Raw genomic sequence first — 22,406 nt, forward strand, 5'->3', positions numbered from 1 at the left:
TGCGGTGACACCCATCTAGGTAAACCACCCCAACCCGTCAAACCCTTTTTGCAACTTTCTTACACACACCCCCAAAAACCACGCTTTCCCGCCGGTTTTAATGGCTTGTGAAGCCGCCACCCCGTAGCGAATCCGACATGGTCGCCCCCACCGCCGCATCGAATCAGACGGAATCGCTCGCCCGGCAGGTGCGTAACGCGGTGATATGGCGCTCGGGCAGCCAGATCGCGGCGCAGATGGTGCAATGGGCCGCGACCTTCCTCGTCATCCGCATTCTGTCACCCAGCGATTACGGCCTATTCGCGATGACCGGCGTCGTCATGGCGTTCCTCAACATGCTGAACGGCTATGGCCTCGCCAGCGGCCTCGTCCAGCGACCCGAGGTGACCGAACGCGAGATCCGGCAGCTGTTCGGCATGCTCATCGTGGTGAACGTGGCGCTCGCCCTGATCCAGGTCGCGCTCGCCCCCCTGGCCGCGGCGTATTACCGCCAGCCCGAGGTTGCGCAGCTGCTCCGCGTCCAGGCGCTGATCTATCTCGGCACCCCCTTTATGGCGCTGCCCCAGGCGCTGCTCAGCCGTGCGATGGATTTCCGGCTCCAGGCGCGGGTCAACATTATCTCCTCCCTGGCCGGTGCCGGCATGGCTCTGATCGGCGCGCTGTCCGGCTGGGGCGTGTGGACCCTGGTGTTTGCCCCCATGGCGCTCTTCGCCACCCGCGCGATCGGCATGACCATGGCCGCAAAGTCGCTCATGTGGCCGCTGTTCGATTTCCGCGGCGCCGGGGCGCTTGCCCGCTTCGGCGGAGTCATGGCCGCCAGCCAGCTGTTCTGGTTCCTGCAGAGCCAGGTCGACGTGTTCATCGCCGGCCGCACGCTCGATGTGCATGCACTCGGGATCTACACGACCAGCCTGTTCCTGGCGCAGATCTTCGTCTCGAAGTTCGTGCCGCCGCTGAACGAGGTCGCCTTTTCCGCCTATGCCCGGATCCAGCACGATCGCGTCGCCACTGCCGCTGCCTTCGTGAAGGGGGTGCGGATCGTGATGTTCGCTGCCCTCCCCTTCTACATCGGCCTCGCAGCAACCGCCGAGCCGCTGGTGCTGACGATGCTGGGGGAAAAATGGGCCGCGGCCGCGCCGATCGTCCGCCTGCTCGCGCTCGCCATGCCATTCATGACCTTGCAGGTGCTGTTCTCCCCGGCGTGCGACGCGCTGGGCCGGCCCGGCATCGGGGTGCAGAATGGTGCCGCCGGATCGGTGATCCTTGCGCTCGCCTTTCTCGTCGGTGTGCGCTGGGGCGTGACCGGGCTCGCGCTCGCCTGGATCGTTGCTTACCCGCTCTATCTCGCGATCAGCTGCTGGCGCGCGCTCCCCGTGATCGGCGCCCGGCTGGGTGACGTTGCGCGCGCAGTGGCGACGCCGCTCCTCGCCGCCACGATCATGGGTGCGGCCGTGGTACTCGCCGATCGCGCGACTAACCTGCCGCCACTACCGCGGCTCGCGCTGCTGGTCGCGGTCGGGGGGGCGACCTATGCCGCCTGCCTGCTCGTCTTCGGTCGCGCGCTCCTGCGCGAGATGCTGGCGCTGCTCCGCCCGCGCTAATCGCTTACGCCTGCTGGATATAGGCGCGCATCGCCTCGGCCTCCGCCTCCACCCGGTCGATGCGATATTTGACGAGGTCGCCGATTGAGACGACGCCGATCACGCGTCCGCCGTCGACCACCGGCAAGTGCCGGATCCGCCGCTGCGTCATCAGCGATAGCGCGCCGAGCACCGGATCCTCAGGCGTCACGGTGACGGCTGGCGCGGTCATCACGTCCCGCACCGCGCGATCGAGCACGCCCGTATCACCGTCCTTCAGGCAATAGATCACGTCGCGTTCGGAGAAGACGCCGGCGACCTCGTCGCCCTCCATCACCAGCAGCGCCCCGATTCGCCGCTGCGCCAGCAGCGCGACTGCCGCACGCACCGTCTGATCGGGCGTGGTGGAGATCACCTCTCCGCCCTTGCCGTGCAGGATTGCCGCGATCGTCATCGCTCCGCTCCTTTTATCAATCGCTTCTCTGCTGGAAGAATGCGCTTCTCCGTAGCAGATGGAAAGTATGAGCCAGCTGGACGATCCCGAATACGCAAAATTCGCCTGGCGCCGTTTTCGCCGGTTGCTGGCCTGGACGGCCGTCATCGGCCTTGTGGCGTCGCTGATCGCGGTGTGGCTGGTCGGCCGCTCCTACGGCGAACTGGGCTGGATCGCGACGCTGGCGACGATCGGCGGCGTGACGGGGTCGGTGCTGATGGCCGGCGCGCTGATGGGGCTGACCTTCCTGTCGTCGGGCACCGGGCATGACGAGGCGGTGGATACGTTTGACTCCGATCAGGCCGATGATGCCGATCAGCCGGGTTTGCGGAAGAAATAGCGCAATGTCGCCGTCCCGTTCGCCGGCACGGTGGTCGCCCAAACTTGCTTTCCCTTGCGCGTCACCAGCCGCCGCGCCGCCCTCATCTGCCCGGTGCCGGTCGCGAACCGCGCCTCGTAAGCGATCGGCCAGGGATTGGCGTTGCTCACGGTGAGAACGAAGGAGCGCGCCTTACCTTGCCGTGGCAACTCCTCGATCCTGGCAGAGACGCTGGGCGAGCCAGGCAGGCCGAGCTCGATCTCCTCGTCGACCGCCTTGTCGTCCAGCCACGTTTCTCCCAGCAGGATCGGGCGATCACCACCCTCCTGAAGCACGACGACGCGACCCGCCGGCAGCGGCAGACCGAGCCCGTCCGCCTTCCGGTTGCGCAGGCGCAAAACGCGGCGCGCGTTCGGCACCCCCGACGAATAGCCGTCACTGACATAAAGTGTCTGCACCCGAACCCCGTTGCGCGTCGTCAGCGCCACTTGCTTCTGCCCCTTCGCAGCGACCGTGGTGGGAGCCGGCACGGTGTAGAGCTTGAAGTCGCCAAGCTCGCCCTGGATCACTTCCGCGGCAGGCGCCGATGATCGCATCGCGGTGACCATCACCGGGGCCGGCGGAGGAGGCGGCGGTGGCGGAGGAGGAGGCAGCACCCCAGCCATGTCGTAGCGCTCGTCGCGTGAATAGGCGACCTGGGTTGGCCAGCAGCTCAGCTCCAGCCAGCCCATGTCGTAGTTGCCGAACGATGGCGCCCTTTCGCGGTTCGGCTTGCCCGCCACCAACTGCGTGCGCGCATCGGGAAAGCTGGTCACGTCGGTCGATGCGAGCGTCACCCAAGCAGCAAGGCTCGCCCGGCCTTCCGCTTCGGCATCGGAACCAAGCGTCACGACATAATCCGCCTGCCAGTCGAACCCGCCGGCAAGATAGGACAAGGTGATCGTGGCGGAGACCGGCCGCGCCGCCGTCGTCGCGATCGATAACGTGGGCCGCGCGCTCAGCCCTTCCGGCACATCGGTCTGCACGATCTTCTCGGGAAGGCCGGAGCAACTCAGCGCCTCAAAGCCGCCTGCAACCTCGATCACTCCCGCGCCATCCGCGCCGGAGCGGATCGTCGCCTGCTGCTCGATCACCTGCCCGGTCGCCGGATTGGTTCGCCGGATCAGCACCCGGCGGCCAAGTGCGCGATCATAAAGGCTGCGCGGGCTGAGCAGCGCGGCATCGAGGTTCTTCTCCACCACATCCTGCGGGAAGCCGGCGACGATCGCCGTTTCCGGCATGATGTTCCCGGCCACACCCTCGAAGCGGATCACGGAAGGCCCCGCGGGCAGGGTTACCGTCCTCGTCTCGGTGACGAGTGCGAAACCTTGCGCCGATGTGCGGCTGAGCGGCGTGCTCGGCGCACGATCGGGCGCGCGGTACAGGGTGACGGAAAGCTGGTCCGGCTCTGTCGACGTCACCACTGTCTGGGCGATCGCCCCCGCGTGTATGGCGACAGCCAGTAGCACGCCGCTGCACAGGCGCGCGATCCCCGGGGCACGATGCGGAGCGCGGCGGCGCATCGCGCGCTCAGTAACGCGTTTCGATGACGGCGGTCAGCGTCGCGCTGCCGTTGGCCGGCACCGGTACGTGCCACACCCGCTCGTCCAGCGAACGTTGCTCGCCCTTCAGGCTCTCCGAGGAAACACGCGTGTCACGCCAGTGATTGTCGAGCCCCGCCTGCACGACATCCACCGTCACCGGCTCCGGGCGCGCATTGGTCACCTCGTACTTCATCGTCGTACGATAGAATTGGGTGGCGCGGTCCACCTCCATCGTCCGCGTCTCGCCATCCTCGGTGACGCGATAGCGAGCAACGCGGCGCCCTTCGTCGCCGTCGATCTCTTCCCGCTTCACCACCTCGGGGCGAACCTTCACGTCGAATGCCTCGCCGGTGACGAGTGCCAGCGAGGATCCCATCGGCGTATGGCCGATCGCACGCTCGCCAATGAACTGCGGCTGGCCGGCCGCATCGCGAATATAGAGCCGCACCGTCCCGGCGGGCAGCGCATCGCCCAGCCCACCGGTACGGGACGAGGAAAAGGCGAAGATGGTTGAGGCGCTTCCGGGCTCGCTCTGCGTGTGGAGGGCAGGGACGCGATACTCGTACGCCTTGCGTGCGGGAACGGCGGACACGTTGAGGAAGCTCACTTGCTTCTGCTGCTTGGCGGCGATCGTCGTGCGGTGTCCCAGCGGGTACAGATAGAAGTCCCCGAGCCGCCCGCGCGGTGCCGTCTCGGTACCAGCAGCGGTGCCAGGCGCGTAATTGCCGACGGCTGGAGCCCGCCGCGATGTATTGGCCGTTGGCGCCCCCGCCACCAGCACCGCATCGGCGTTCACCATCGGCGTGTCATTGCTGTTGCGCAGCGTCACCCAGCCCTGCACGTCAATCGTGCTCCTCGCCTCATCGAACAGTGCGACATAGTCTGCATTCCAGCCGAACCCGTTCGACAGGTAACTGAGCGTTGCCGGCCGTGTCCCGGCGCGGGCGGAATCGACCGTCACCGACAGCGTCGGCCGCGCGCGCAAGTTGGGCGGCAGGGAATCGAACACCACCCGCACGGGCAGGCCGTCGTCGCGCAGCACCTCGATCCGGTCGCCGATCCGCAGCACCACGCCGCCATTATTGGCCAGCACCGTCGCCCGCTCGCGCGTCTCCGCGCCAGTCGCGGGGTTCGTGCGCAGGATCGTGATCGTCTGGCCGACTGCCTTTTCCATCAGCGCCTGCGGGGAGAGCAGGTCGTAATCGAAATTCTGTTCGATGATCGTCACGCCATCGGTCGACAGCCGCACCGTTTCCGGCCGGATCCCATTCGACACGTCGGGGAAGTCCTGCCGGCTCACCCCCCTTGGAAGATTGAGCTGCCGCGTGTCCTGCACAAGCGCCAGGTTGTTGTTGTAGATGGTGACGGCCACGTCGCCCTGCGCGCTTCGCGCCGGCCCACCTCCCGGCGTAGGAGCCTGTGCCCAAACCTGCGTTGCCGCCGACGACGCGATCAGCGTCATCGCCATGCCCAACCGACGCATGCGACCTCTCCCCCGTTTCCTCAACAGCTTAGGGTTGCCTCCAGCCGGCGTCATCCCATGAAATGCGCTGCCGTCATCCACGGCCCAGCAAATGATCGACCAGCCGGCCCAGCGTCGGGAATCCCGCCAGTCGTAGCGCGGCTTTCTCACCCGTCGTCGATGCCGGCACCAGCGCCTGGCCGAAGCCAAGCTTCGCCGCTTCCTTCAGCCGGAGCGCGCCGTGCGCGACGCTTCGGACCTCGCCGGACAGAGCGACTTCGCCGAACGCCACCGCATCCGCCGGCACCGGCCGCTCCGACAGCGCGGACACCAGCGCCGCTGCCACCGCCATATCCGCCGCCGGATCCTGCACGCGATATCCACCCGCGACGTTCAGATAAACTTCCGCCGAGGAGAAGCTGAGCCCGCAGCGCGCTTCGAGCACGGCCAGGATCATCGCCAGCCGCCCGCTGTCCCAGCCGACCACCGCCCGCCGCGGCGTCGCCCCGCTCGCCAGCCGGACGACCAGCGCCTGGATCTCCACCAGCACCGGCCGCGTCCCTTCCAGCGCCGGGAACACCACCGCCCCCGTCACGCTCTCGTCGCGCTGCGTCAGGAACAGCGACGACGGGTTCGACACTTCGGTCAGCCCTTCGCTCTGCATCGCGAAGACGCCGATCTCGTCGGTGCCGCCGAAGCGGTTCTTGATCGCGCGCAGGATGCGATACTGGTGGCTGCGCTCGCCCTCGAAGCTCAGCACCGTATCCACCATATGTTCCAGCACGCGCGGGCCGGCGATCGTGCCATCCTTGGTGACATGGCCGACGAGCACGAGCGCCGTGCCGCGCTCCTTGGCAAAGCGGATCAGTTCCTGCGCGCTGGCCCGCACCTGGCTGACGGTGCCAGGCGCGCCCTCGATCAGATCTGAATGCATCGTCTGGATCGAATCGATCACCAGTAGGGCCGGCGGTCGCCCCGCTCCCAAAGTGGTCAGGATATCGCGCACCGACGTGGCGGAAGCGAGTCGCACCGGCGCCTCCCCCAGCCCCAGCCGCCGTGCGCGCAGCCGTACCTGGTCGGCCGCTTCCTCGCCGGAGACATAGGCGACGTCCGCCCCGCCCAGCGCCAGCCGCGCCGCTGCCTGCAGCAGCAGCGTCGATTTGCCGATCCCGGGATCGCCGCCGATCAGCGTCGCGCTTCCCTCGACGAAGCCGCCGCCCAGCGCCCGGTCGAGCTCCGCAATGCCGCTTGCCATGCGCGCCGGCAGCGGCACCTCGGCGTCCAGCGCCACCATCGTCAGTGCGCGCCCGCCCCCCTGCAGATTGTGCTTCGCCTGAAACGGCGTCACCACCGCCGGCGCTTCCTCGACCAGCGTGTTCCACTCCGAGCAGTCGACGCACTGTCCCTGCCACCTCGAGGCGACCGAACCGCACGATTGGCAGACATAGCGTTTCTGGAGCTTGGCCATCTTCATTCCTGCAGTGCGACACGCGCCGTGGGCGACTTATACTTTCGTATCAGGGTCGGAACAACAAGGGAACAGAAGCTTAATATTCTGCACTTTGATACAATATGTCCGGCAGTGATCTTGACGTAGATTGCTGCATGCGCGAAGCGGGCTGCCGCTATGAAGAGCCCCCTTTATTTCGCCGCCGCGGCGCTCCTCGCGCTCGCTGCCTGCAACTCCAAGTCGGACGCTCCCGAAGTGCTCGACACCAACCCGGATCCGATGGCGACCGAGCTTGCCAATGCGGGTGCGGTTGAGCTTCCCCCGGCGATCAAGGCCGAGAAGACGATGCGCTGCAAGGACAACAGCCTTGCCTATGTCACCTTCTTCCAGGGTGACAAGCAGGCGATCGTCCGCACCGAGAAGGACGGCACGCCCGTCACGCTGACCGCTGCGAACGCCGGCGATCCGCTGGTTGCCGACGGCGGCTGGAAGCTGACCGGCACGCCCGAGAACATCACGCTGGAGCAGCCGGGCAAGGGCTCGCAGACCTGCCGCTCGTAAGAGCAACGAATACGCCGCCGCTCCTCCCGGGATGCGGCGGCGCCGTTATGTGATATGGTGCCGGCCTGATGGCCCGCCACCGCCCACGCCAGTCGCTGGATCCCGCCACCGTCCTCAGCGCTTATGCTGTCGGCGTCTTCCCGATGGCGGATGCGCGCGACGCGCCCGGCGTCTATTGGGTCGAACCGCGGCAGCGCGCGATCCTGCCGCTCGACGGCTTCCATCTTTCCCGTTCGCTGCGCCGCACGCTGAAGTCGGAACGCTTCCGGCTGACCGCCGATACCGCGTTCGACGAGATCATCGCGATGTGCGCCGAAGCCGCCACCGATCGGCCCGAAACCTGGATCAACCACTCGATCGAACGCGTCTTCCGGCAGCTTCATATCGCCGGCTTCGCCCATTCGATCGAATGCTGGGAAGGCGACTCGCTGGTCGGGGGGCTTTATGGCCTGGCACTGGGGCGCGCCTTCTTCGGCGAATCGATGGTCAGCCGAACGACGGACGCGTCCAAGGCCGCGCTCGCGGCACTCGTTGCGCGGCTGCGGGTTGGCGGCTTCACCCTGCTCGATTGCCAGTTCATGACCGATCACCTCGCCTCGATGGGCGCGGTGGAGATCGAACGCGCGGATTACGTTGCGTTGCTGGGCGATGCGCTCTCGGAAGTGCTCGGTGCCGCAGCCGCGGGAGATTCCTGGGCCGTGGGTGCGGGCGATTTCCGGGCGGTGGATGGCGTTCCCAGCACTTCTGTCGCCGGCCCCTTGTCCGGGAAGGACATCGTGCAGCTCTTGGCCCAGACGTCGTAGATCGGGTGCTGGACGACGTTCAGCGCAGGACGCTCCTTGTAGAGCCATCCCGAAAACGCCCGCCGCCACTTCTCATCCGCACCGCGCACGTCCAGCTGCACGAACGCGCCGGTCAGCTGCTCCTGCTCCCACGGCGCGGTGCGCTCGCACGCACGCAGCCGGACGATCGTATCGCCGACGCGCAGCGCTTGACCCGGCTTCATCGTCAGATCGCGGCTGACGCCATTGCGCTTGTTGAGCAGGCCGACGACCGCCACGCGCTCCGCCATCGGCGTGCTGCCGGCGTCTACTGGCCCCGTATCTCCCTCGACCGTCACCACATCGGAAGGCACTTCGGCCTCCGCGGCATCCGGCACTTGCTGACTGGCGACTGGCGTCTGGCGCGTGTCATCGCCCAGCCAGCGCGCACCCTGCCACACGCCGACGCCGATCAACGCCGCGGCGGCAAGACCGCCGGCCGCGACCGCCGGCTTCACGCGTCGGGGCTCCACGCCTCGTAATCACCTGTGGCCGCCTGGCGATGGCCGCCCTTTTCCAGCGCGCCCGACGGGCGATAGGCCTCTGGCGTCCCGGTCATGTTCGGCTTGGCCGGCTTTTGCCACGGCCGCGGGCTCGGCAGCGCCTCGTCGGGCGCGCCGTCCACATGGTGGTGCAGCCAGCTGAACCATTCCGGCGGGACGCGGCTCGCATCGTTTGGACCGTTGTAGATCACCCAGCGCCGCGGGTTGCCGGCGGTATCCCGCCCGCCTTCCCAATAGACGTTGCCAAGCGCGTCCTCGCCGACGCGCGTCTTGCCGCGCAGGCCGAACCAGGTACCGATGGTGGCGCCGTTCCACCAGGTGAAGGGGTTGAGATTGATGCCCATGACGGCCCCGCGCTTAGCGGTTGGCGCTCGCCCCTTCAATGCCGTGCGGCAGTGCTTTCTCGGGTCGATGCGCCGCATGCCAGGGAACAAAGCCGGGGATTTGGCCATTGCTGCTGTTGATGAACCGAAACGAACAGGGGTAAACAGATGAAGAAGCTAGTTATTGGCGGTCTTGCTGCAGGTGTGATGTCGCTCGCGGCGTGCAATTCCAGCCCGCGCGAACAGGCTGCCGACAATATCGAAGCCAATGCCGAGGCCCGCGCCGACAATCTTGAGGATATGGCCGATAACGTCTCGTCGGACGTGGCCAGCGACGCGCTTGAGAACCAGGCGGATGCGGTTCGCGCAACGGGCGAGAATCAGGCGGACGACCTGCGCACCAACGATCCGGACACCAACCTGGCGAACGGGATCTAAATCACCCATTGGCGGACCGGCCCGGTCCGCCGGCCGTCAAACAGCAAGGGCGCCCAAGTTTGCTTGGGCGCCCTTTTTTTTGCGTATCCGCTACTCGTCGCCGCCAGCGGCGCTGGCGGATGCTACTTCCAGCTCACCTTGTCGCCTTCGCTGATGCCCAGTTCAGCCGATCGGCCGCCATTGATCTCCAGCACCGCCGCCACCGGCTCGCCCGACGGCACCTGCGCTTCTGAGAAGGGCACCGTATTCTCGGCGATGCGGGCGATCGTGCCATCCGCGCGAATGAAGATGATATCCAGCGGCGACGGCGTGTTCTTCATCCAGAAGCTTGCCTCGCGCGGCCCGCCGCCGTCTGCGGGATAAGGCGCGAACAGCATCCCGCCATCTTTCGGGATGTCGGTGCGGAACATCAGCCCGCGTTCCTGCTCCGCCGGGGTCCGCGCCATCTCCACCTTGAAGACGTGGCGGCCGGTCTGGCTCGTCACCGTAACGGTGGTCAGCGGCGCCTTCGCCGCCTCGTTGCCCGCCGATGCCGCCGCGTCCTGGCCGGTGCAGGCGGATACGCCGATCAGCAGCGCGATCGCTGCCAGACCATGGAACTTCATTTCAATCCTCCTGCGCGACGCTGACCGCCATCGGCCCCTTGCGCCCTTCGACGACGCGTGCGCGCAGCCGCTGGTCGGGCTCGACCGTCACGATGTCCCCGCGGCGCAGCGTTTCCATGTGAACGAAGATATCACCCGGCGTATCGTCTCGCACCAGGAAACCATAGCCTTTCAGGCGGTTGAACCATTTCACCGTCACCGGCTCCCAGTCTCCCGCCTCGCCGATCAGGCTAACGGGATCGACGCGGTTCGTCGTGCGCGGGGCGGGCTCGACGGCGGTGCTGAGGTCGAGCGACACGATTTCGCGCGCCTGGTAGCCGCGCTCGCGGCGCACCGCGATCGCTTCGATCCGCGATCCTTCCGGGATGCTGCGCCGCCCAAGCGGCTGCAACACCGAAAAGTGGATCAGAACGTCGCCGAACTCCGACTGGTCGGGCACAAGAAAGCCAAAGCCCCGCGTCACGTCGAACCACTTGAGCGTGCCGGATACGGCCACCCCCTCGTCCGCCGCTTGCGCGTCGACGTCGGCTGGCCCTTCGCGGTCGTCCGCGGCATCAAACGGCTGGCTGCGCATCTCTCTCTGCTTCCCCGTGCCGACGCTAGCACGGTTGACGCATCGCACAAACGTCTCGTTGCAAAACGGAGAAGTTGATCCGGCGCCTTATTGATCGGGCTCAAGTATATCGCCGGGTTCTGCCGTTACGATCCGCCGCGCCAGCGCGTAATTATGCCCGGCGCGGACCAGAGCGGCGATTTGCCGCTCGCGCGTGCGCTCGTCCGTCACCGCCGCGGCAAAGGGGCCGAAACGCCGCCGCCGGGCGAGCGCCAGCGCGCTGGTAAATGCCTGGTCGGCGCTTTCCTCGAGCGCGTCGGCGGCATCCTCCTCACCGACATGAGCCGCGCGTAGCGCCATCGATACACGGCGCGTGCCATAGCCACGCCGTGCCAGCGACCGCGCCTTGGCCTCAGCGAAGGCGTGATCGTCGACATAGCCAAGCTGCGCCATCCGATCTGCGATCTGTTGCGGGTCGGCGCTCGCACCGGTCCACCCCCGCTCGCGCACCTTGCGCGACAGATATGCCGCCAGCTTTCCTCTTGTCGTGGCAAATCGCTCGACGTACCGGAGCGCCAGCGCCTCCAGCGCAGCAGTATCGAGCGGGGGCGGCGGGCGGCGCGGCGTAGACATGCGCCTTGTTGTTGCCACACTGCCATCGGATTTTGAACGCGGCGACCGTTCACGGCTGGGGCCAAATGTCGGTGCATCCGTGCACCGCCCATGAGACTTGAGCAGACACATGACGACCGCGACCCTTTTGCCTACCCCGAGCAGCGATGCGCAGCCGCGCATCTTTTCCGAGTTCGAAACGCTTGGGCAGGCGCTGGATTATGCCGCCGGGGGCGAACGCGGGCTCAATTTCCATGATGCGCGCGGCACGCTGGTTCGGCCCTACCCCTTCCGCGAACTTCAGGCCGATGCGAAGGCCGCGGCCTATCGGCTGATCGCGGCCGGCATCGCGCCGGGGGACCGGGTTGCGTTGGTCGCGGAAACAAGCGCCGAATTCGCCGCACTCTTCTTCGGCACCGTTTATGCCGGCGCGTGGCCAGTGCCGCTGCCGCTGCCGACCTCGTTCGGCGGCAAGGAATCCTACATCGATCAACTGCGCGTCCAGCTGACGAGCTGCGATCCGAAGATGCTGATCTACCCGCCCGAACTGTCTGAGATGGCAGGCGCCGCCGCCGCCGCGGTCGGGACGCAGGGGATCGACTGGGCTGACCTGCTCTCGCGTGACGCGAATGCCGTGGACCTGCCGAAGGCATCGGGCGATGACATCGCCTATCTGCAATATTCCAGCGGCTCGACGCGCTTCCCGCACGGCGTCGCGATCACTCACCACGCGCTGCTCAACAACCTCGCGGCGCACGCCCATGGCATGGAGCTGATCGAGACCGATCGCTGCATCTCCTGGCTGCCCTGGTATCACGACATGGGGCTTGTCGGCTGCTTCCTGTCGCCGATCGCCAATCAGGTGTCGGTCGATTATCTGAAGACCGAGGATTTCGCCCGCCGTCCGCTGGCGTGGCTCGATCTCATCAGCCGCAATCCCGGCACGTCGATCAGCTATTCGCCGACCTTCGGCTACGACATCTGCGCCCGGCGCATGTCGAGCCAGACCAAGGCTGCCGACCGGTTCGATCTCTCCCGCTGGCGCCTCGCCGGCAATGGCGCGGACATGATCCGGCCGGACGTGATGCAGGGCTTCGTCGATGCCTTTGCCGATGCCGGCTTCCAGGCCAGCGCCTTCCTTCCCTCCTACGGCCTCGCGGAAGCAACGCTCGCCGTCTCGATCATGCCGCCGGGTGAGGGGATCCGCGTCGAGCTGGTCGAGGAGACGCAGCTCTCCGGCGTTCCCGCCGGCCAGGATCGCCCGCAGCGCTACCGTGCGATCGTCAATTGCGGCAAGCCGGTGAAGGACATGGCGGTCGAAATCCGCGAGGAAGACGGCACGCCGCTTCCCGAGCGCGCGATCGGCAAGGTCTGGTGCAGCGGGCCGTCGCTGATGGTGGGCTATTTCCGTGACGACGCAGCGACCGAGGCCTGCATGGCAGACGGCTGGTTGGATACCGGCGACATGGGATATCTGTCGGACGGCTACGTCTATATTGTCGGCCGCGCCAAGGACATGATCATCGTCAACGGCCGCAACCACTGGCCGCAGGACATCGAATGGGCCGTGGAGCAGCTCCCCGGCTTCAAGCAGGGCGACATTGCCGCCTTCGCGATCACCACGCCGGGCGGCGAGGAAACGCCCGCGGTGCTCGTCCAGTGCCGCACGTCCGACGATGCCGAGCGTAGCCGCCTGCGCAACGAGATTCGCGACCGCGTCCGTGCCGTCACCGGCATGAACTGCGTCATCGAACTGATCCCGCCGCGCACCTTGCCGCGCACCAGTTCGGGCAAGCTCAGCCGCGCCAAGGCCCGCAACCTGTACCTCTCGGGTGAGATCAAGCCCTACGCCGTTGCTGCCTGATCGCTGGGTTCGGTCGGCCAAAAGAAAACGATCGACTTAATCCTCGCACACGTTACCCCTTCCACCAACGCTGCCGCTGAGCAGCGCGCGTGGAGGGCTGATGACGACGATCCTGCTGCATCAATATGATAGCTCGCCCTTCTCGGAGAAGGTGCGGGTGTGCCTGGGCATCAAGAACCTCGCCTGGGCCGCGGTCGACCAGCCGGTCATCATGCCCAAGCCCGATCTGCTTGCCCTGACCGGCGGCTACCGCCGCATTCCGGTGATGCAGATCGGCGCGGACATCTATTGTGACAGCGTCCTGATCGTCCGCGAGTTGGAACGCCGCTTCCCCACGCCCACCCTGTTCCCGTCGGGCAGCCTTGGCATCGATCAGGCAACCGCACAGTGGACCGATCGCGCCTTCTTCCAGGCCGCCGTGACGGTGATATTCGGCGGCCTGGGCGATTCGGTGGACGAAGCCTTCAAGCGGGACCGCGAAAAGCTCAGCGGCCAGCCATTCAATCCCGCCGCGATGCGCGCCGCCGTGCCGCACATGGCGGATCAACTACGCAGCCACGCCGCCTTGGTCAGCGAACAGCTCGCGGACGGCCGCGCTTTCCTGTCGGGCGATCGCCCCGGCCTCCTCGACGCCAACGCTTACTACAACCTCTGGTTCGTCCGCTCCTTCCACGCTGCCGCAGCCGACGCGTTCGAGGATCTGCCCGGCCTCGGCGACTGGTATGATCGCGTGCGCGCCATCGGCCACGGCCAGCGCAGCAGCGCGACTCGCGAAGAGGCGATCGCCATCGCCCGCGATTCGAAGCCGGAAGCAGCCGAGGTCGCTGCCCGGGATGCCGCGCTCGCGGGAAGGGAAGTCACCGTCTCCGCCACCGATTACGGGCGCGAGCCGATCAGCGGTACGCTTGTTGGCTCGTCGCCGCACCACCTTGCCGTGCGCCACCGCGATTCGCGCACGGGCGAGGTCGTGATCCACGTTCCCCGCATTGGCTTCGCCCTGGCGCCCGCGACGTGATCGCTCCGGAGCGGCGCTAAAAGCCAGTATTGCTGCACTTTTTCGGACGACTGAAAGGATCCGTAAACCGTAGCGCGCTACCGGTTACATCTGTGACCTCCTCGCCAGAAGCAGTGCGCACGTCGCCCGTTCCGCTCCGCCTCCTGCTCGGCCTGGGCGAAGGCGACGATCCCATATTGTGGGGCCGGGTCCGCGCGACTCAGCTGTTCTGCGGTCGCCAACTGGCGCTGGTCCTGCTCGCAGCGAACCTTATTGCCGCGGCTTTGGTCATGCAGCTTTTCGCGGGCCAGCTGCCGCTCCCGTGGCTGATCGGCTGGGGGATGACGGTAGCGCTCGCGGCCGCAGTCGTCACGCTGCGGCGGCTGCGCACCGCCCATTTCGAGGAGGGCCACGCCTCGCTCGCGCAGCTTCGCGGCACCGGAGTGGAGGGGATCGTCCTCGCCACCGTGTGGAGCATCGCTCCCCTCTGGTTCGGGGCACAGGCGGCGCCCGATACGCTCCTCCCGTTGTGGACGGTGCTGTGCGTGCTGATGACGGCGGCGGCAGTCGCCATGGCTTCGCTGGTGCTGGGCGCGCTCAGCTTCGTGCTCGGCCTCGCGCTCGCCATGGCCGTCCCTCTCGTGTTGCAGCAGAGCTACCTTGCCGCCGCCGCGACCCTGCTCTTCGCCGGGCTGCTCACCGCCGCCTGCATCTCCCGCGCGCGCACGCTGGTGCTGCTGCGTGGCTCCGAACTCTCGCTCAGCGATCGCGATGAAACCGTCAGCCTGCTCCTCGGCGAATATCAGGAAGGCGGCTCGGACTGGCTGTGGCAGACGGATACGCAGCGCCGCCTCGTCAACGTCACGCCGCGCTTCGCGGCCGCGCTCGGCCGCAGCACCGCGGAGCTGGAAGGCATGCCGTTGTTCCAGGCGCTCGCCGGCCCCGCATGGGAGAGTGGCGATTTCTCCGCCGGCCTGCGCCTTCTCGCCGAAAAGCTGAAGCATCGCGACAGCATCCGCCACCTGTCGCTGCCGGTCGTCATCGCGGGCGAGGAGCGCTGGTGGGAGATCTCCGCCAGCCCCCGAATCGATGATCGCGGCATTTTTGCCGGCTTCCGCGGCGTCGGCTCCGACGTCACGGAGCAACGCGCCTCGGTCGACAAGATCAATCGCATGGCGCGGTTCGATGCCCTGACCGGCCTCCCCAACCGCCTGCTCGTCAACGAGGCGCTCGCCAAGGCGCTGGCCGAGGCGGAGAAATGGGGCACTCGCGCCGCCTTCATGATGATCGACCTCGATCGCTTCAAGGCAGTGAACGACACGCTCGGCCATCCGATCGGCGATCGCCTGCTCGGCCGCGTCTCGGAACGGCTCAACCAGCTTATCACCGACAATGAACTGATCGGTCGGCTGGGCGGAGATGAATTCGCAGTGGTGATCAACGACGCCACGGAGGCCAGCCGGATCACGCGGCTGGCGCAGACCATCATCGACACGCTCTCCCGGCCCTATGAGGTCGATCAGCACACCTTGTACATCGGCGCCTCGATCGGCGTCGCGTGCTCGCCCCGCGACGGCCGCACCGCGGAAACGCTGATCCGCTCGGCCGATCTCGCGCTTTACCGCTCAAAGGACGCCGGCGGCGGCGTCTTCCACGCCTATGAGCCCCAGCTACACGTCGAGGCGGAGGAGCGCCGCGTCCTCGAGATCGCACTGCGCCAGGCTCTTGAGAAGGGCGAGCTTCACCTGGAATACCAACCGGTGGTGGATGCTGCCGGCGAGCGCCTGACTGGCTTCGAGGCACTCCTTCGCTGGCGCAGCGCGGAGTTCGGCCTCGTTCCGCCGACCAAATTCATCCCGCTTGCCGAAGAGACCCGGCTGATCGGCCCGATCGGCGAATGGGTGGTGCGCACCGCCTGCGAGGAGGCCGCCCGCTGGCCCGGCGACACCCGCGTCGCGGTGAACGTATCGCCCGAACAGCTGCACAATCCCGAATTCGTCACCGTCGTCGCCCAGGCGCTCGCTACCTCCGCCCTGGCGCCGCACCGGCTGGAGCTCGAAGTCACCGAAAGCGTCTTCATCAAGGAAGGCGCGCAGGCCGCCACCGTGCTGCAGCGCGTGCTCGATCTCGGCGTGCGGCTCAGCCTCGACGATTTCGGCACTGGCTATTCCTCGCTCGGCTATCTCTCCCGCACACGCTTCTCCTCGATCAAGATCGACCGCAGCTTCGTGCAGGCGGCATCCCAGGGCACGCGAGAGGCGGTGGCGATCATCCGCGCGGTCGTCGCGCTGGCCAACAGCCTTGATCTGGCGACGATCGCGGAAGGCGTCGAGACGGCGGAGGAACTGGCAATGGTGCGCGAACTCGGCTGTTCGCGCGTGCAGGGCTATTTCTACGGGCGGCCGTTGCCGGTGGACGAGGCACGCGCCGTGGCGGTGCGCAGTCGATCCGCATCCCGCGCCGCTTGAACAGCGCCGCACTGCCCGCTAAGGGCGGTGTCGCTGCAGGGGTGTAGCTCAGCTGGTTAGAGCGTCGGTCTCCAAAACCGAAGGCCCTCGGTTCGAATCCGAGCTCCCCTGCCAGCCCTTCCGCGAAGTTGGTCAGCGACTTGGTCGAACGGATTCGGCAGTAATGCCGCTGCGGCCACGTTCCGCAACCCGCTGCTCTTGCCCTCGCGCCCCTGCAACGCTATCTCGCGCGACGCATCCGACAGCGCGGACAGCCACTCACCGTTCCCTTAGACGGGAAAGCGGTAGAGAGCTTATGCCTCGTTTTCGGCTCGAATGATTGAAGGCAAGGCACGTGGCAAAGACGACTCCGATCGAGTTCATCAACCAGGTCCGCACCGAGACCAAGAAGATCGTCTGGCCCACCCGGCGCGAGACGATCATGACTGGTGTCATGGTGATGATCATGACGACGATCCTCGCGCTGTTCTTCCTGGGCGTGGACACGATCTTCAACGCGATCGTCAACGCGCTGCTTAGCCTGGCCAAGTAAGAAAAGGACGCGTCAGCAACATGCCACGCTGGTACATCATCCACGCCTATTCCGGTTTCGAAGGAAAGGTGCGCGATTCGATCCTGGCCGAGGCCGCGCGCATGGGGCTGGAGCACCTCGTCGAGCAGATCGAGGTGCCGACCGAGACGGTGCAGGAAGCGCGCCGCGGCAAGAAGATCCAGGTCGAGCGCAAGTTTATGCCGGGCTATGTGCTCGCCAAGCTCGAGATGACCGATCAGGTCTATCACCTCGTCAAGAACACCCCGAAGGTCACCGGCTTCCTCGGCTCGTCGGGCAAGCCGCAAGCAGTGAGCGAGGCGGAAGCCGCGCGCATGCTGAACAGCAAGGAAGAAGCCGCCGCCGCGCCGAAGACCAAGGTCAAGGTCGATTTCGAGATCGGCGATTCGGTCAAGGTGCTGGACGGCCCGTTCGCGAGCTTCAACGGCACCGTCGAGGAACTCGATTTCGACAAGTCGAAGGTCAAGGTGTCGGTGTCGATCTTCGGCCGCGCCACGCCGGTCGAGCTCGACTTCGAACAGGTCGAGCGCAGCAAGTAAACTTCAGGCGCCGTTCTTGCCGAGGGCAAGGACGGCAGCCTCGGCAGATGAGCCTTGATCCCGGACTGAATCCGGGGTCCCGCTCCTCCCTACTTTCCGGCGCATCTATCCGCGCCGCAGCCGCCGCTCCAGCCACGGTCGCACCACCAACGCATTCGCATCAACCAGCGCGTGCAGCACGATCACCACCCACAGCTGTCCGGTCGCGAGATACAGCCACCCGAGTACGGCACCCACCACGCCGACCGCGACCATCCCGCCGCGCCCCTGATAGCGGTGCGCGAGCGTGAACAATGCCCAGCCGAGAACGCAACCCGCCACCGCATTGCCCAAGACGCTCGCGGCCAACAGCGGCACGGTCAGCCGAAAGAACAATTCCTCGCCGATCCCCGCCGCGGCGGACAGCGCGAGCGCCGCGCCAACTTCGTCCCCGCGCATCGCGACGGCGGAGGATCGATAGGGCGGGTCAAGCCAGCGCCATCCGCGCTTCAGCGCCAGCACGACAAGCGCCGCGCCCAGCACGAAGCCGCCGCCGATCGCCACGCCAAGCCGTCCCAGTTCCGCCAGGTCGATCGGCGCGATGCCTAGCGTCGCGACCGCCGGCACCAGTTCCGGGGGCAACACCACCAGCGCGTCGAGCCGCCCCACCAGCGCCAGCGCCACCAGTGACGTCGCGCCGTACATGACGAGGATCCCCGCCGCCCAGGCGAGCGAGGAGCGCGGCCGCGAAGGCACCGGGCCCCGCAATCGCTCGGCAATGATCGACGCCAGGCTCTTCCTGCGCCACCACCCGCCGACGATCATTGCAATCGCCAGCGCCAGCAGCAGCGCGGGAAGCATCAGCGATCCAGGCGGTGCTCGCCCTTCACCCAGCGCACCGTGCCGGACGAGGCGCGCATCACCACGCTCTCGGTGGTCATCGTCTTGCCGCGGCGCTTGACGCCCTCCAGCAGCGATCCGTCAGTGACGCCGGTCGCGGCGAAGATGCAGTCGCCCTTCGCCAGCTCCTTCAGGTCGTACTGCTTGTCGAGGTCGGTGATGCCCCACTTGCGAGCACGCGCGCGCTCGTCCTCGTTGCGGAAGAGGAGGCGGCCCTTGAACTGCCCGCCGACGCAGCGCAGCGCCGCGCAGGCCAGCACGCCTTCCGGCGCGCCGCCCGAACCCATGTACACGTCGATCGTCGTGTCGGGGTTGGTGGTCGCGATCACGCCGGCAACGTCGCCGTCACCGATCAGCACCACGCCGCAGCCGATCGAGCGAAGCTCCGCGATCAGCTTCTCGTGGCGCGGGCGATCGAGCACGCAGGCGATGATCTCGTTGGGCTTCACGCCCTTCGCGGCCGCGATCGCCTCGACATTCTGCGTCGGCGTCTTGTCGAGGTCGATGATCCCCTCCGGCAGGCCCGGTCCAACCGCCAGCTTGTCCATGTACACGTCGGGCGCGTTGAGCAGGCAGCCCTCTTCGCCGATCGCCAGCACGGCGAGGCTGTTCGGCCCGGCCTTGGCGCAAATCGTGGTGCCTTCCAGCGGGTCGAGCGCGATGTCGATCTTCGGGCCGGTGCCCTGCGCCGCACCCACCTTCTCGCCGATGTACAGCATCGGGGCCTCGTCGCGCTCGCCCTCGCCGATCACCACCGTGCCGTCGATGTCGAGCGTGTTCAGCGCCTCGCGCATCGCCTCGACCGCCGCCGCATCCGCGGCCTTCTCGTCGCCGCGACCGATGAGCGTGGAGGCGCCGATCGCCGCAGCCTCCGTCACGCGAACCATTTCGAGCACTAGGACGCGATCGAGCACCTTGCTGGCTGTCGGCATTCTTTCCCCCAAAATCCTTATGTCGCGAGACCGATAGGCGGCTGATATGGCGGTGTCGAGACGGCGCTTGCCGGTTTGCCGCGGCCGGGCGACAAGCGGGCGCATGGCGAAGCTGAAGGTCTATCGCACCCCTGCGGGGTTCCACGATGCCTATGTCGCGGCGACCAGCCAGAAGGCGGCGCTGAAGGCATGGGGCAGCGACGCGGATCTCTTCGCGCGCGGCATCGCGGAAGTCGTGTCCGATCCGGCGCTGACCGCTGAACCGCTCGCCCGCCCCGGCGAGGTGATCCGCGTCCCCCGCACGGCGCCGGACGAGCCGGAAGCGCCGAAACCGCGCAAGCCATCCGCCAAAAAATCGACCGCCCCTGCCCGCCCCGCGCCCAAGACAGAGCCGAAACCCAAGGCCAGGCCCAAGCCGTCGCGCGCGAAGCTGGACGAAGCGGAGGCAGCGCTCGACGCCGCCGAAGCCCGGCACAAAGCCGAACGCCAAGCCCTGAAGCGCGAGGAGGAAGCGCTCGCCGCCAAGCGTCGCGCCCTCGACAAGGCACAGGTCGCCGAACGCGCCGCGCTGGATCGTAAGCGGATCAAGGCGCGCGACGATTATGACGCGGCGCTGGAGGACTGGCGCGACGCCTGAACCGTCCGCAATCGAACAGTTCTCGTCCGCTTCCGGACACGGTTCCCCTCCGCCGCACACCAATTCCCTACCGCCGTAACGCTGATGGCGCTTGGCCCGTCCCTTGCGTATGTCGGCGCTGCGAGGGGTCGCGAACGGGGAATGTGAGTAATGCGTATCGAACTGGCCAGCACGCTTGCGCTGGTGCTTGCCCTCGCGCCTTCCCCGGCCGCCGCGCAAACGGTCGATGCCGCTGGCCGCACCACCTATGACGCTGCCTTCTTCCAGCGCTTCCAGCCGGCCAACGCGCTCGAGATCGTCCGCCGCGTCCCCGGCTTCACGCTGGAACTCAGCAGCGAGGAAGTGCGCGGCTTCGGCCAGGCCGCGGGCAACGTCGTCATCAACGGCCAGCGTCCGTCGTCAAAGAGCGACACGATCGACGTCGTCCTCGCGCGCATCCCGGCGAGCCAGGTGGCGCGGGTGGAGGTCGGCCCCGGCACGCTGTTCGGCGCGGAATATAGCGGCAAGGCGCAGGTGGTGAATTTGATCCTCGCCGGTGGCGGCGGGGTTGCCGGCACCGTCACCGGCAGCGTGCGCCGCCAGTTCGACGGCAAGCTCCTTCCCGAGGGCAGCGTCTCCGCACTGAAGCGGAGCGGCAATTCCACCTTCAACGCCGCGATCGGCGTCAACAACAACCAGACGAGCGAGGAGGGCTACGACCGCGTCCGCGCCCTCCCGTCCGGCGACGAGGTGGAATATCGCCGCAAGTTCAATGCGATCGAGGATCCCAACGCCTACATCTCGGGATCGTGGGATTATAAGGCATCGCAGTTCGAAACCGCGCGCTTCAACGCCCGCTACGCCTTCGATCGCTTCCGCCTCGATCAGACGAACGACGTCTTCCCCGCCTTCGGCCCCGTCCGCGACGATCGCCTCAACCAGCGCTTCTACTTCGATGAGTGGGAAGTCGGCGGCGACGTCCAGCGCCCCTTCATGGGCGGCGGCCTCAAGCTGATCGGCCTCGCCACCCGGCGCGACCGGACGGATCGCGAAGTGTCGCTGCTGCGCGTGCGCGGCAATGTGACCGACGGCTATCAGCAGAACGTTCGCAGCCAGCGCGACGAGGCGGTATTGCGCGGCCTGTGGACGCGGCCTGATCTGGGTGACTGGTCGGTAGAGACCGGTGTCGAGGGCGCGCTCAATCGCCTGCGCAGCAAAGTCGATCTGTTCGGCTTCGGCGCGGACGGCGTGCGCACCCGCATCGATCTGCCGGTCGACGATGCCACCGTCACGGAATATCGCGTCGAGGCGTTCGCCAACGCCAGCCGCTCGCTCACGCCCAAGCTGCGCATGGATCTGGCGCTTAATTACGAATTCTCCCGCCTGACGGTGGATGGCGATGCCGAGGCGGAGCGCTCGCTCCGCTTCCTGAAGCCCAAGATCAACGTCGATTGGCGGATCGGCGATGGCTGGCGCGCCCAGGCCTCGGTTGCCCGCACCGTCGCGCAGCTCCAGTTCGAGGATTTCATCAGCGCCGCGGAGCTTTCCAACGAGCGCGTCAACGGCGGCAATCCCGATCTTCTGCCGCAACGGTCATGGGAAGCGCTGGCGACGATCGAGAAGCAGGTACTGGGCGACGGCCAGGTGAAGATCGAGCTCGGCTATACCCGTACCGCGCTGGTGCAGGATCGTGTGCCCACGCCCGAGGGCTTCGATGCGCCGGGCAACCTTGGCGACGGCACCAGCAAGATCGCGCGCGCCACCTTCGACATCCCGGTCGGCCGGTTCGGCATCAAGGGCGGCCGCATCTCGGGCCGGCTGTCCTATGTCGGCACCTCGGTACGCGATCCCTATACCGGCCGCCACCGCAAATACTCCGGCAATTCGCCCTTCGTCTATGAAGTGAACTGGCGGCAGGATCTCGGCAGCTTCGCCTGGGGCGTCGGCTTCCAGGGCGACGATCCCTACACCACCTATCGCCAGGACGAGCTGGACACGCTCTATCCCGGCAATCCCTATGTCACCGCGTTCGTCGAATATCGCCCCAGCAGAAGCACAACGGTCACGCTCGGCGTCGACAATCTCGGCAATCTTTCCTCGCGGCGCGAACGGCTGTTCTTCCAGCCCGATCGCCGCACGCCCCTGCCCTATCGGGTCGAGGATCGCGTCCGCAATCAGCACATCCTGCCGTACCTCACGCTCAAGCATAATTTCAGCTGAGCACGCCTCCCGGCGGCGCGCCTGATCTGATAGCGGTCCCG

At 66.9% G+C, this 22,406-nt stretch carries 22 protein-coding genes, 1 tRNA gene and 1 pseudogene; 13 read left to right on the forward strand and 11 right to left on the reverse strand.

All coding sequences use genetic code 11. The features are described 5' to 3' along the window. The first annotated feature begins 137 nt into the window (after positions 1 to 137). Positions 138 to 1,601, forward strand: coding sequence for a lipopolysaccharide biosynthesis protein (locus ACH0CP_RS14350; RefSeq protein WP_294442852.1), 1,464 nt, complete (start codon positions 138 to 140; stop codon positions 1,599 to 1,601). A gap of 4 nt (positions 1,602 to 1,605) precedes the next feature. Here ACH0CP_RS14350 and ACH0CP_RS14355 read toward each other — a convergent pair whose 3' ends face one another. After that, on the reverse strand, positions 1,606 to 2,034 hold the full coding sequence (locus ACH0CP_RS14355) for a CBS domain-containing protein (RefSeq protein WP_294442850.1): 429 nt from the start codon (positions 2,032 to 2,034) through the stop codon (positions 1,606 to 1,608). Positions 2,035 to 2,101: 67 nt separating this feature from the next. Here ACH0CP_RS14355 and ACH0CP_RS14360 point away from each other — a divergent pair, with 67 nt between their 5' ends. Continuing rightward, positions 2,102 to 2,413, forward strand: coding sequence for a hypothetical protein (locus tag ACH0CP_RS14360; protein WP_365927895.1), 312 nt, complete (start codon positions 2,102 to 2,104; stop codon positions 2,411 to 2,413). Here ACH0CP_RS14360 and ACH0CP_RS14365 read toward each other — a convergent pair. From ACH0CP_RS14365 to radA, 3 genes are all read right to left on the reverse strand, one after another. Next, positions 2,389 to 3,954 carry a DUF4139 domain-containing protein gene (locus tag ACH0CP_RS14365; RefSeq protein ID WP_294442848.1) on the reverse strand — a complete coding sequence of 522 codons (1,566 nt, stop codon included), beginning with the start codon at positions 3,952 to 3,954 and terminating at the stop codon, positions 2,389 to 2,391. The genes ACH0CP_RS14360 and ACH0CP_RS14365 overlap by 25 nt on opposite strands. Positions 3,955 to 3,961: 7 nt before the next feature. After that, positions 3,962 to 5,458, reverse strand: a complete 1,497-nt coding sequence (locus ACH0CP_RS14370; protein WP_294442847.1) for a DUF4139 domain-containing protein — start codon at positions 5,456 to 5,458, stop codon at positions 3,962 to 3,964. A gap of 73 nt (positions 5,459 to 5,531) precedes the next feature. Next, entirely contained in the window at positions 5,532 to 6,905 is a 1,374-nt protein-coding gene (gene radA / locus ACH0CP_RS14375) for a DNA repair protein RadA (protein ID WP_294442846.1), read from the reverse strand. A gap of 159 nt (positions 6,906 to 7,064) precedes the next feature. Between radA and ACH0CP_RS14380 the strand changes: the two genes are divergently transcribed. Both ACH0CP_RS14380 and aat read left to right on the forward strand, forming a co-directional pair. Next, on the forward strand, positions 7,065 to 7,448 hold the full coding sequence (locus ACH0CP_RS14380; protein WP_294442845.1) for a hypothetical protein: 384 nt from the start codon (positions 7,065 to 7,067) through the stop codon (positions 7,446 to 7,448). A 68-nt stretch (positions 7,449 to 7,516) separates the two neighbouring features. Continuing rightward, entirely contained in the window at positions 7,517 to 8,251 is a 735-nt protein-coding gene (gene aat / locus ACH0CP_RS14385; protein WP_294442844.1) for a leucyl/phenylalanyl-tRNA--protein transferase, read from the forward strand. Between the two features lie 35 nt (positions 8,252 to 8,286). Here the strand turns inward: aat and ACH0CP_RS14390 are convergent. Together ACH0CP_RS14390 and ACH0CP_RS14395 are read right to left on the reverse strand one after the other, a co-directional pair. After that, a pseudogene (locus ACH0CP_RS14390) lies at positions 8,287 to 8,520 on the reverse strand (DUF2155 domain-containing protein); the annotation flags it as partial. Between the two features lie 203 nt (positions 8,521 to 8,723). Next, complete coding sequence (locus ACH0CP_RS14395; protein WP_294442843.1) at positions 8,724 to 9,116, reverse strand: NADH:ubiquinone oxidoreductase subunit NDUFA12; 393 nt, start codon at positions 9,114 to 9,116, stop codon at positions 8,724 to 8,726. Between the two features lie 147 nt (positions 9,117 to 9,263). On the opposite strand from ACH0CP_RS14395, the gene ACH0CP_RS14400 reads away from it, so the two are divergent. Next, positions 9,264 to 9,533 carry a hypothetical protein gene (locus ACH0CP_RS14400; protein WP_294442842.1) on the forward strand — a complete coding sequence of 90 codons (270 nt, stop codon included), beginning with the start codon at positions 9,264 to 9,266 and terminating at the stop codon, positions 9,531 to 9,533. A gap of 122 nt (positions 9,534 to 9,655) precedes the next feature. On the opposite strand, the gene ACH0CP_RS14405 is transcribed toward ACH0CP_RS14400, so the two are convergent. The 3 genes from ACH0CP_RS14405 to ACH0CP_RS14415 all read right to left on the reverse strand — a co-directional run bounded on the left by ACH0CP_RS14405 (position 9,656) and on the right by ACH0CP_RS14415 (position 11,324). Beyond that, positions 9,656 to 10,138 (reverse strand): DUF192 domain-containing protein, encoded by a 483-nt coding sequence (locus ACH0CP_RS14405; protein WP_294442841.1) that lies wholly within the window; start codon positions 10,136 to 10,138, stop codon positions 9,656 to 9,658. Position 10,139: 1 nt separating this feature from the next. Then, the gene (locus tag ACH0CP_RS14410) at positions 10,140 to 10,712 is read right to left on the reverse strand and encodes a cold-shock protein (protein ID WP_294442840.1); all 573 of its coding nucleotides are present in this window, start codon (positions 10,710 to 10,712) and stop codon (positions 10,140 to 10,142) included. An 87-nt stretch (positions 10,713 to 10,799) separates the two neighbouring features. Further along, positions 10,800 to 11,324 (reverse strand): regulatory protein RecX, encoded by a 525-nt coding sequence (locus tag ACH0CP_RS14415; protein WP_294442839.1) that lies wholly within the window; start codon positions 11,322 to 11,324, stop codon positions 10,800 to 10,802. Between the two features lie 109 nt (positions 11,325 to 11,433). Here ACH0CP_RS14415 and ACH0CP_RS14420 point away from each other — a divergent pair, with 109 nt between their 5' ends. The 6 genes from ACH0CP_RS14420 to nusG all read left to right on the forward strand — a co-directional run bounded on the left by ACH0CP_RS14420 (position 11,434) and on the right by nusG (position 17,718). After that, the gene (locus ACH0CP_RS14420; RefSeq protein WP_294442838.1) at positions 11,434 to 13,167 is read left to right on the forward strand and encodes a fatty acyl-AMP ligase; all 1,734 of its coding nucleotides are present in this window, start codon (positions 11,434 to 11,436) and stop codon (positions 13,165 to 13,167) included. A gap of 100 nt (positions 13,168 to 13,267) precedes the next feature. After that, positions 13,268 to 14,182 (forward strand): glutathione S-transferase family protein, encoded by a 915-nt coding sequence (locus tag ACH0CP_RS14425; RefSeq protein WP_294442837.1) that lies wholly within the window; start codon positions 13,268 to 13,270, stop codon positions 14,180 to 14,182. A 92-nt stretch (positions 14,183 to 14,274) separates the two neighbouring features. Next, a complete protein-coding gene (locus ACH0CP_RS14430; protein WP_294442835.1) occupies positions 14,275 to 16,629 on the forward strand; it encodes a bifunctional diguanylate cyclase/phosphodiesterase in 2,355 nt (784 codons plus the stop codon). A 37-nt stretch (positions 16,630 to 16,666) separates the two neighbouring features. Then, positions 16,667 to 16,743, forward strand: a tRNA-Trp gene (locus tag ACH0CP_RS14435). A 220-nt stretch (positions 16,744 to 16,963) separates the two neighbouring features. After that, complete coding sequence (gene secE / locus ACH0CP_RS14440) at positions 16,964 to 17,161, forward strand: preprotein translocase subunit SecE (RefSeq protein WP_294442834.1); 198 nt, start codon at positions 16,964 to 16,966, stop codon at positions 17,159 to 17,161. A gap of 20 nt (positions 17,162 to 17,181) precedes the next feature. Then, complete coding sequence (gene nusG, locus ACH0CP_RS14445; RefSeq protein ID WP_294442832.1) at positions 17,182 to 17,718, forward strand: transcription termination/antitermination protein NusG; 537 nt, start codon at positions 17,182 to 17,184, stop codon at positions 17,716 to 17,718. Positions 17,719 to 17,823: 105 nt separating this feature from the next. Here the strand turns inward: nusG and ACH0CP_RS14450 are convergent, their stop codons facing one another. Then, positions 17,824 to 18,558: a CPBP family intramembrane glutamic endopeptidase gene (locus tag ACH0CP_RS14450; RefSeq protein WP_294442831.1), complete on the reverse strand. Its 735-nt coding sequence runs from the start codon at positions 18,556 to 18,558 to the stop codon at positions 17,824 to 17,826. Next, positions 18,558 to 19,529 (reverse strand): class II fructose-bisphosphatase, encoded by a 972-nt coding sequence (glpX, locus tag ACH0CP_RS14455; RefSeq protein WP_294442829.1) that lies wholly within the window; start codon positions 19,527 to 19,529, stop codon positions 18,558 to 18,560. Before glpX ends, ACH0CP_RS14450 begins: the two co-directional genes overlap by 1 nt. Before the next feature lie 103 nt (positions 19,530 to 19,632). On the opposite strand from glpX, the gene ACH0CP_RS14460 reads away from it, so the two are divergent. Both ACH0CP_RS14460 and ACH0CP_RS14465 read left to right on the forward strand, forming a co-directional pair. Beyond that, positions 19,633 to 20,166 carry a hypothetical protein gene (locus tag ACH0CP_RS14460; RefSeq protein WP_294442828.1) on the forward strand — a complete coding sequence of 178 codons (534 nt, stop codon included), beginning with the start codon at positions 19,633 to 19,635 and terminating at the stop codon, positions 20,164 to 20,166. Positions 20,167 to 20,316: 150 nt separating this feature from the next. Further along, positions 20,317 to 22,365 (forward strand): TonB-dependent receptor domain-containing protein, encoded by a 2,049-nt coding sequence (locus ACH0CP_RS14465; RefSeq protein WP_294442827.1) that lies wholly within the window; start codon positions 20,317 to 20,319, stop codon positions 22,363 to 22,365. Positions 22,366 to 22,406: the final 41 nt, after the last annotated feature.

This window comes from Sphingomonas sp. 179-I 2A4 NHS, assembly GCF_045369135.1.
GTDB lineage: Bacteria > Pseudomonadota > Alphaproteobacteria > Sphingomonadales > Sphingomonadaceae > Sphingomonas.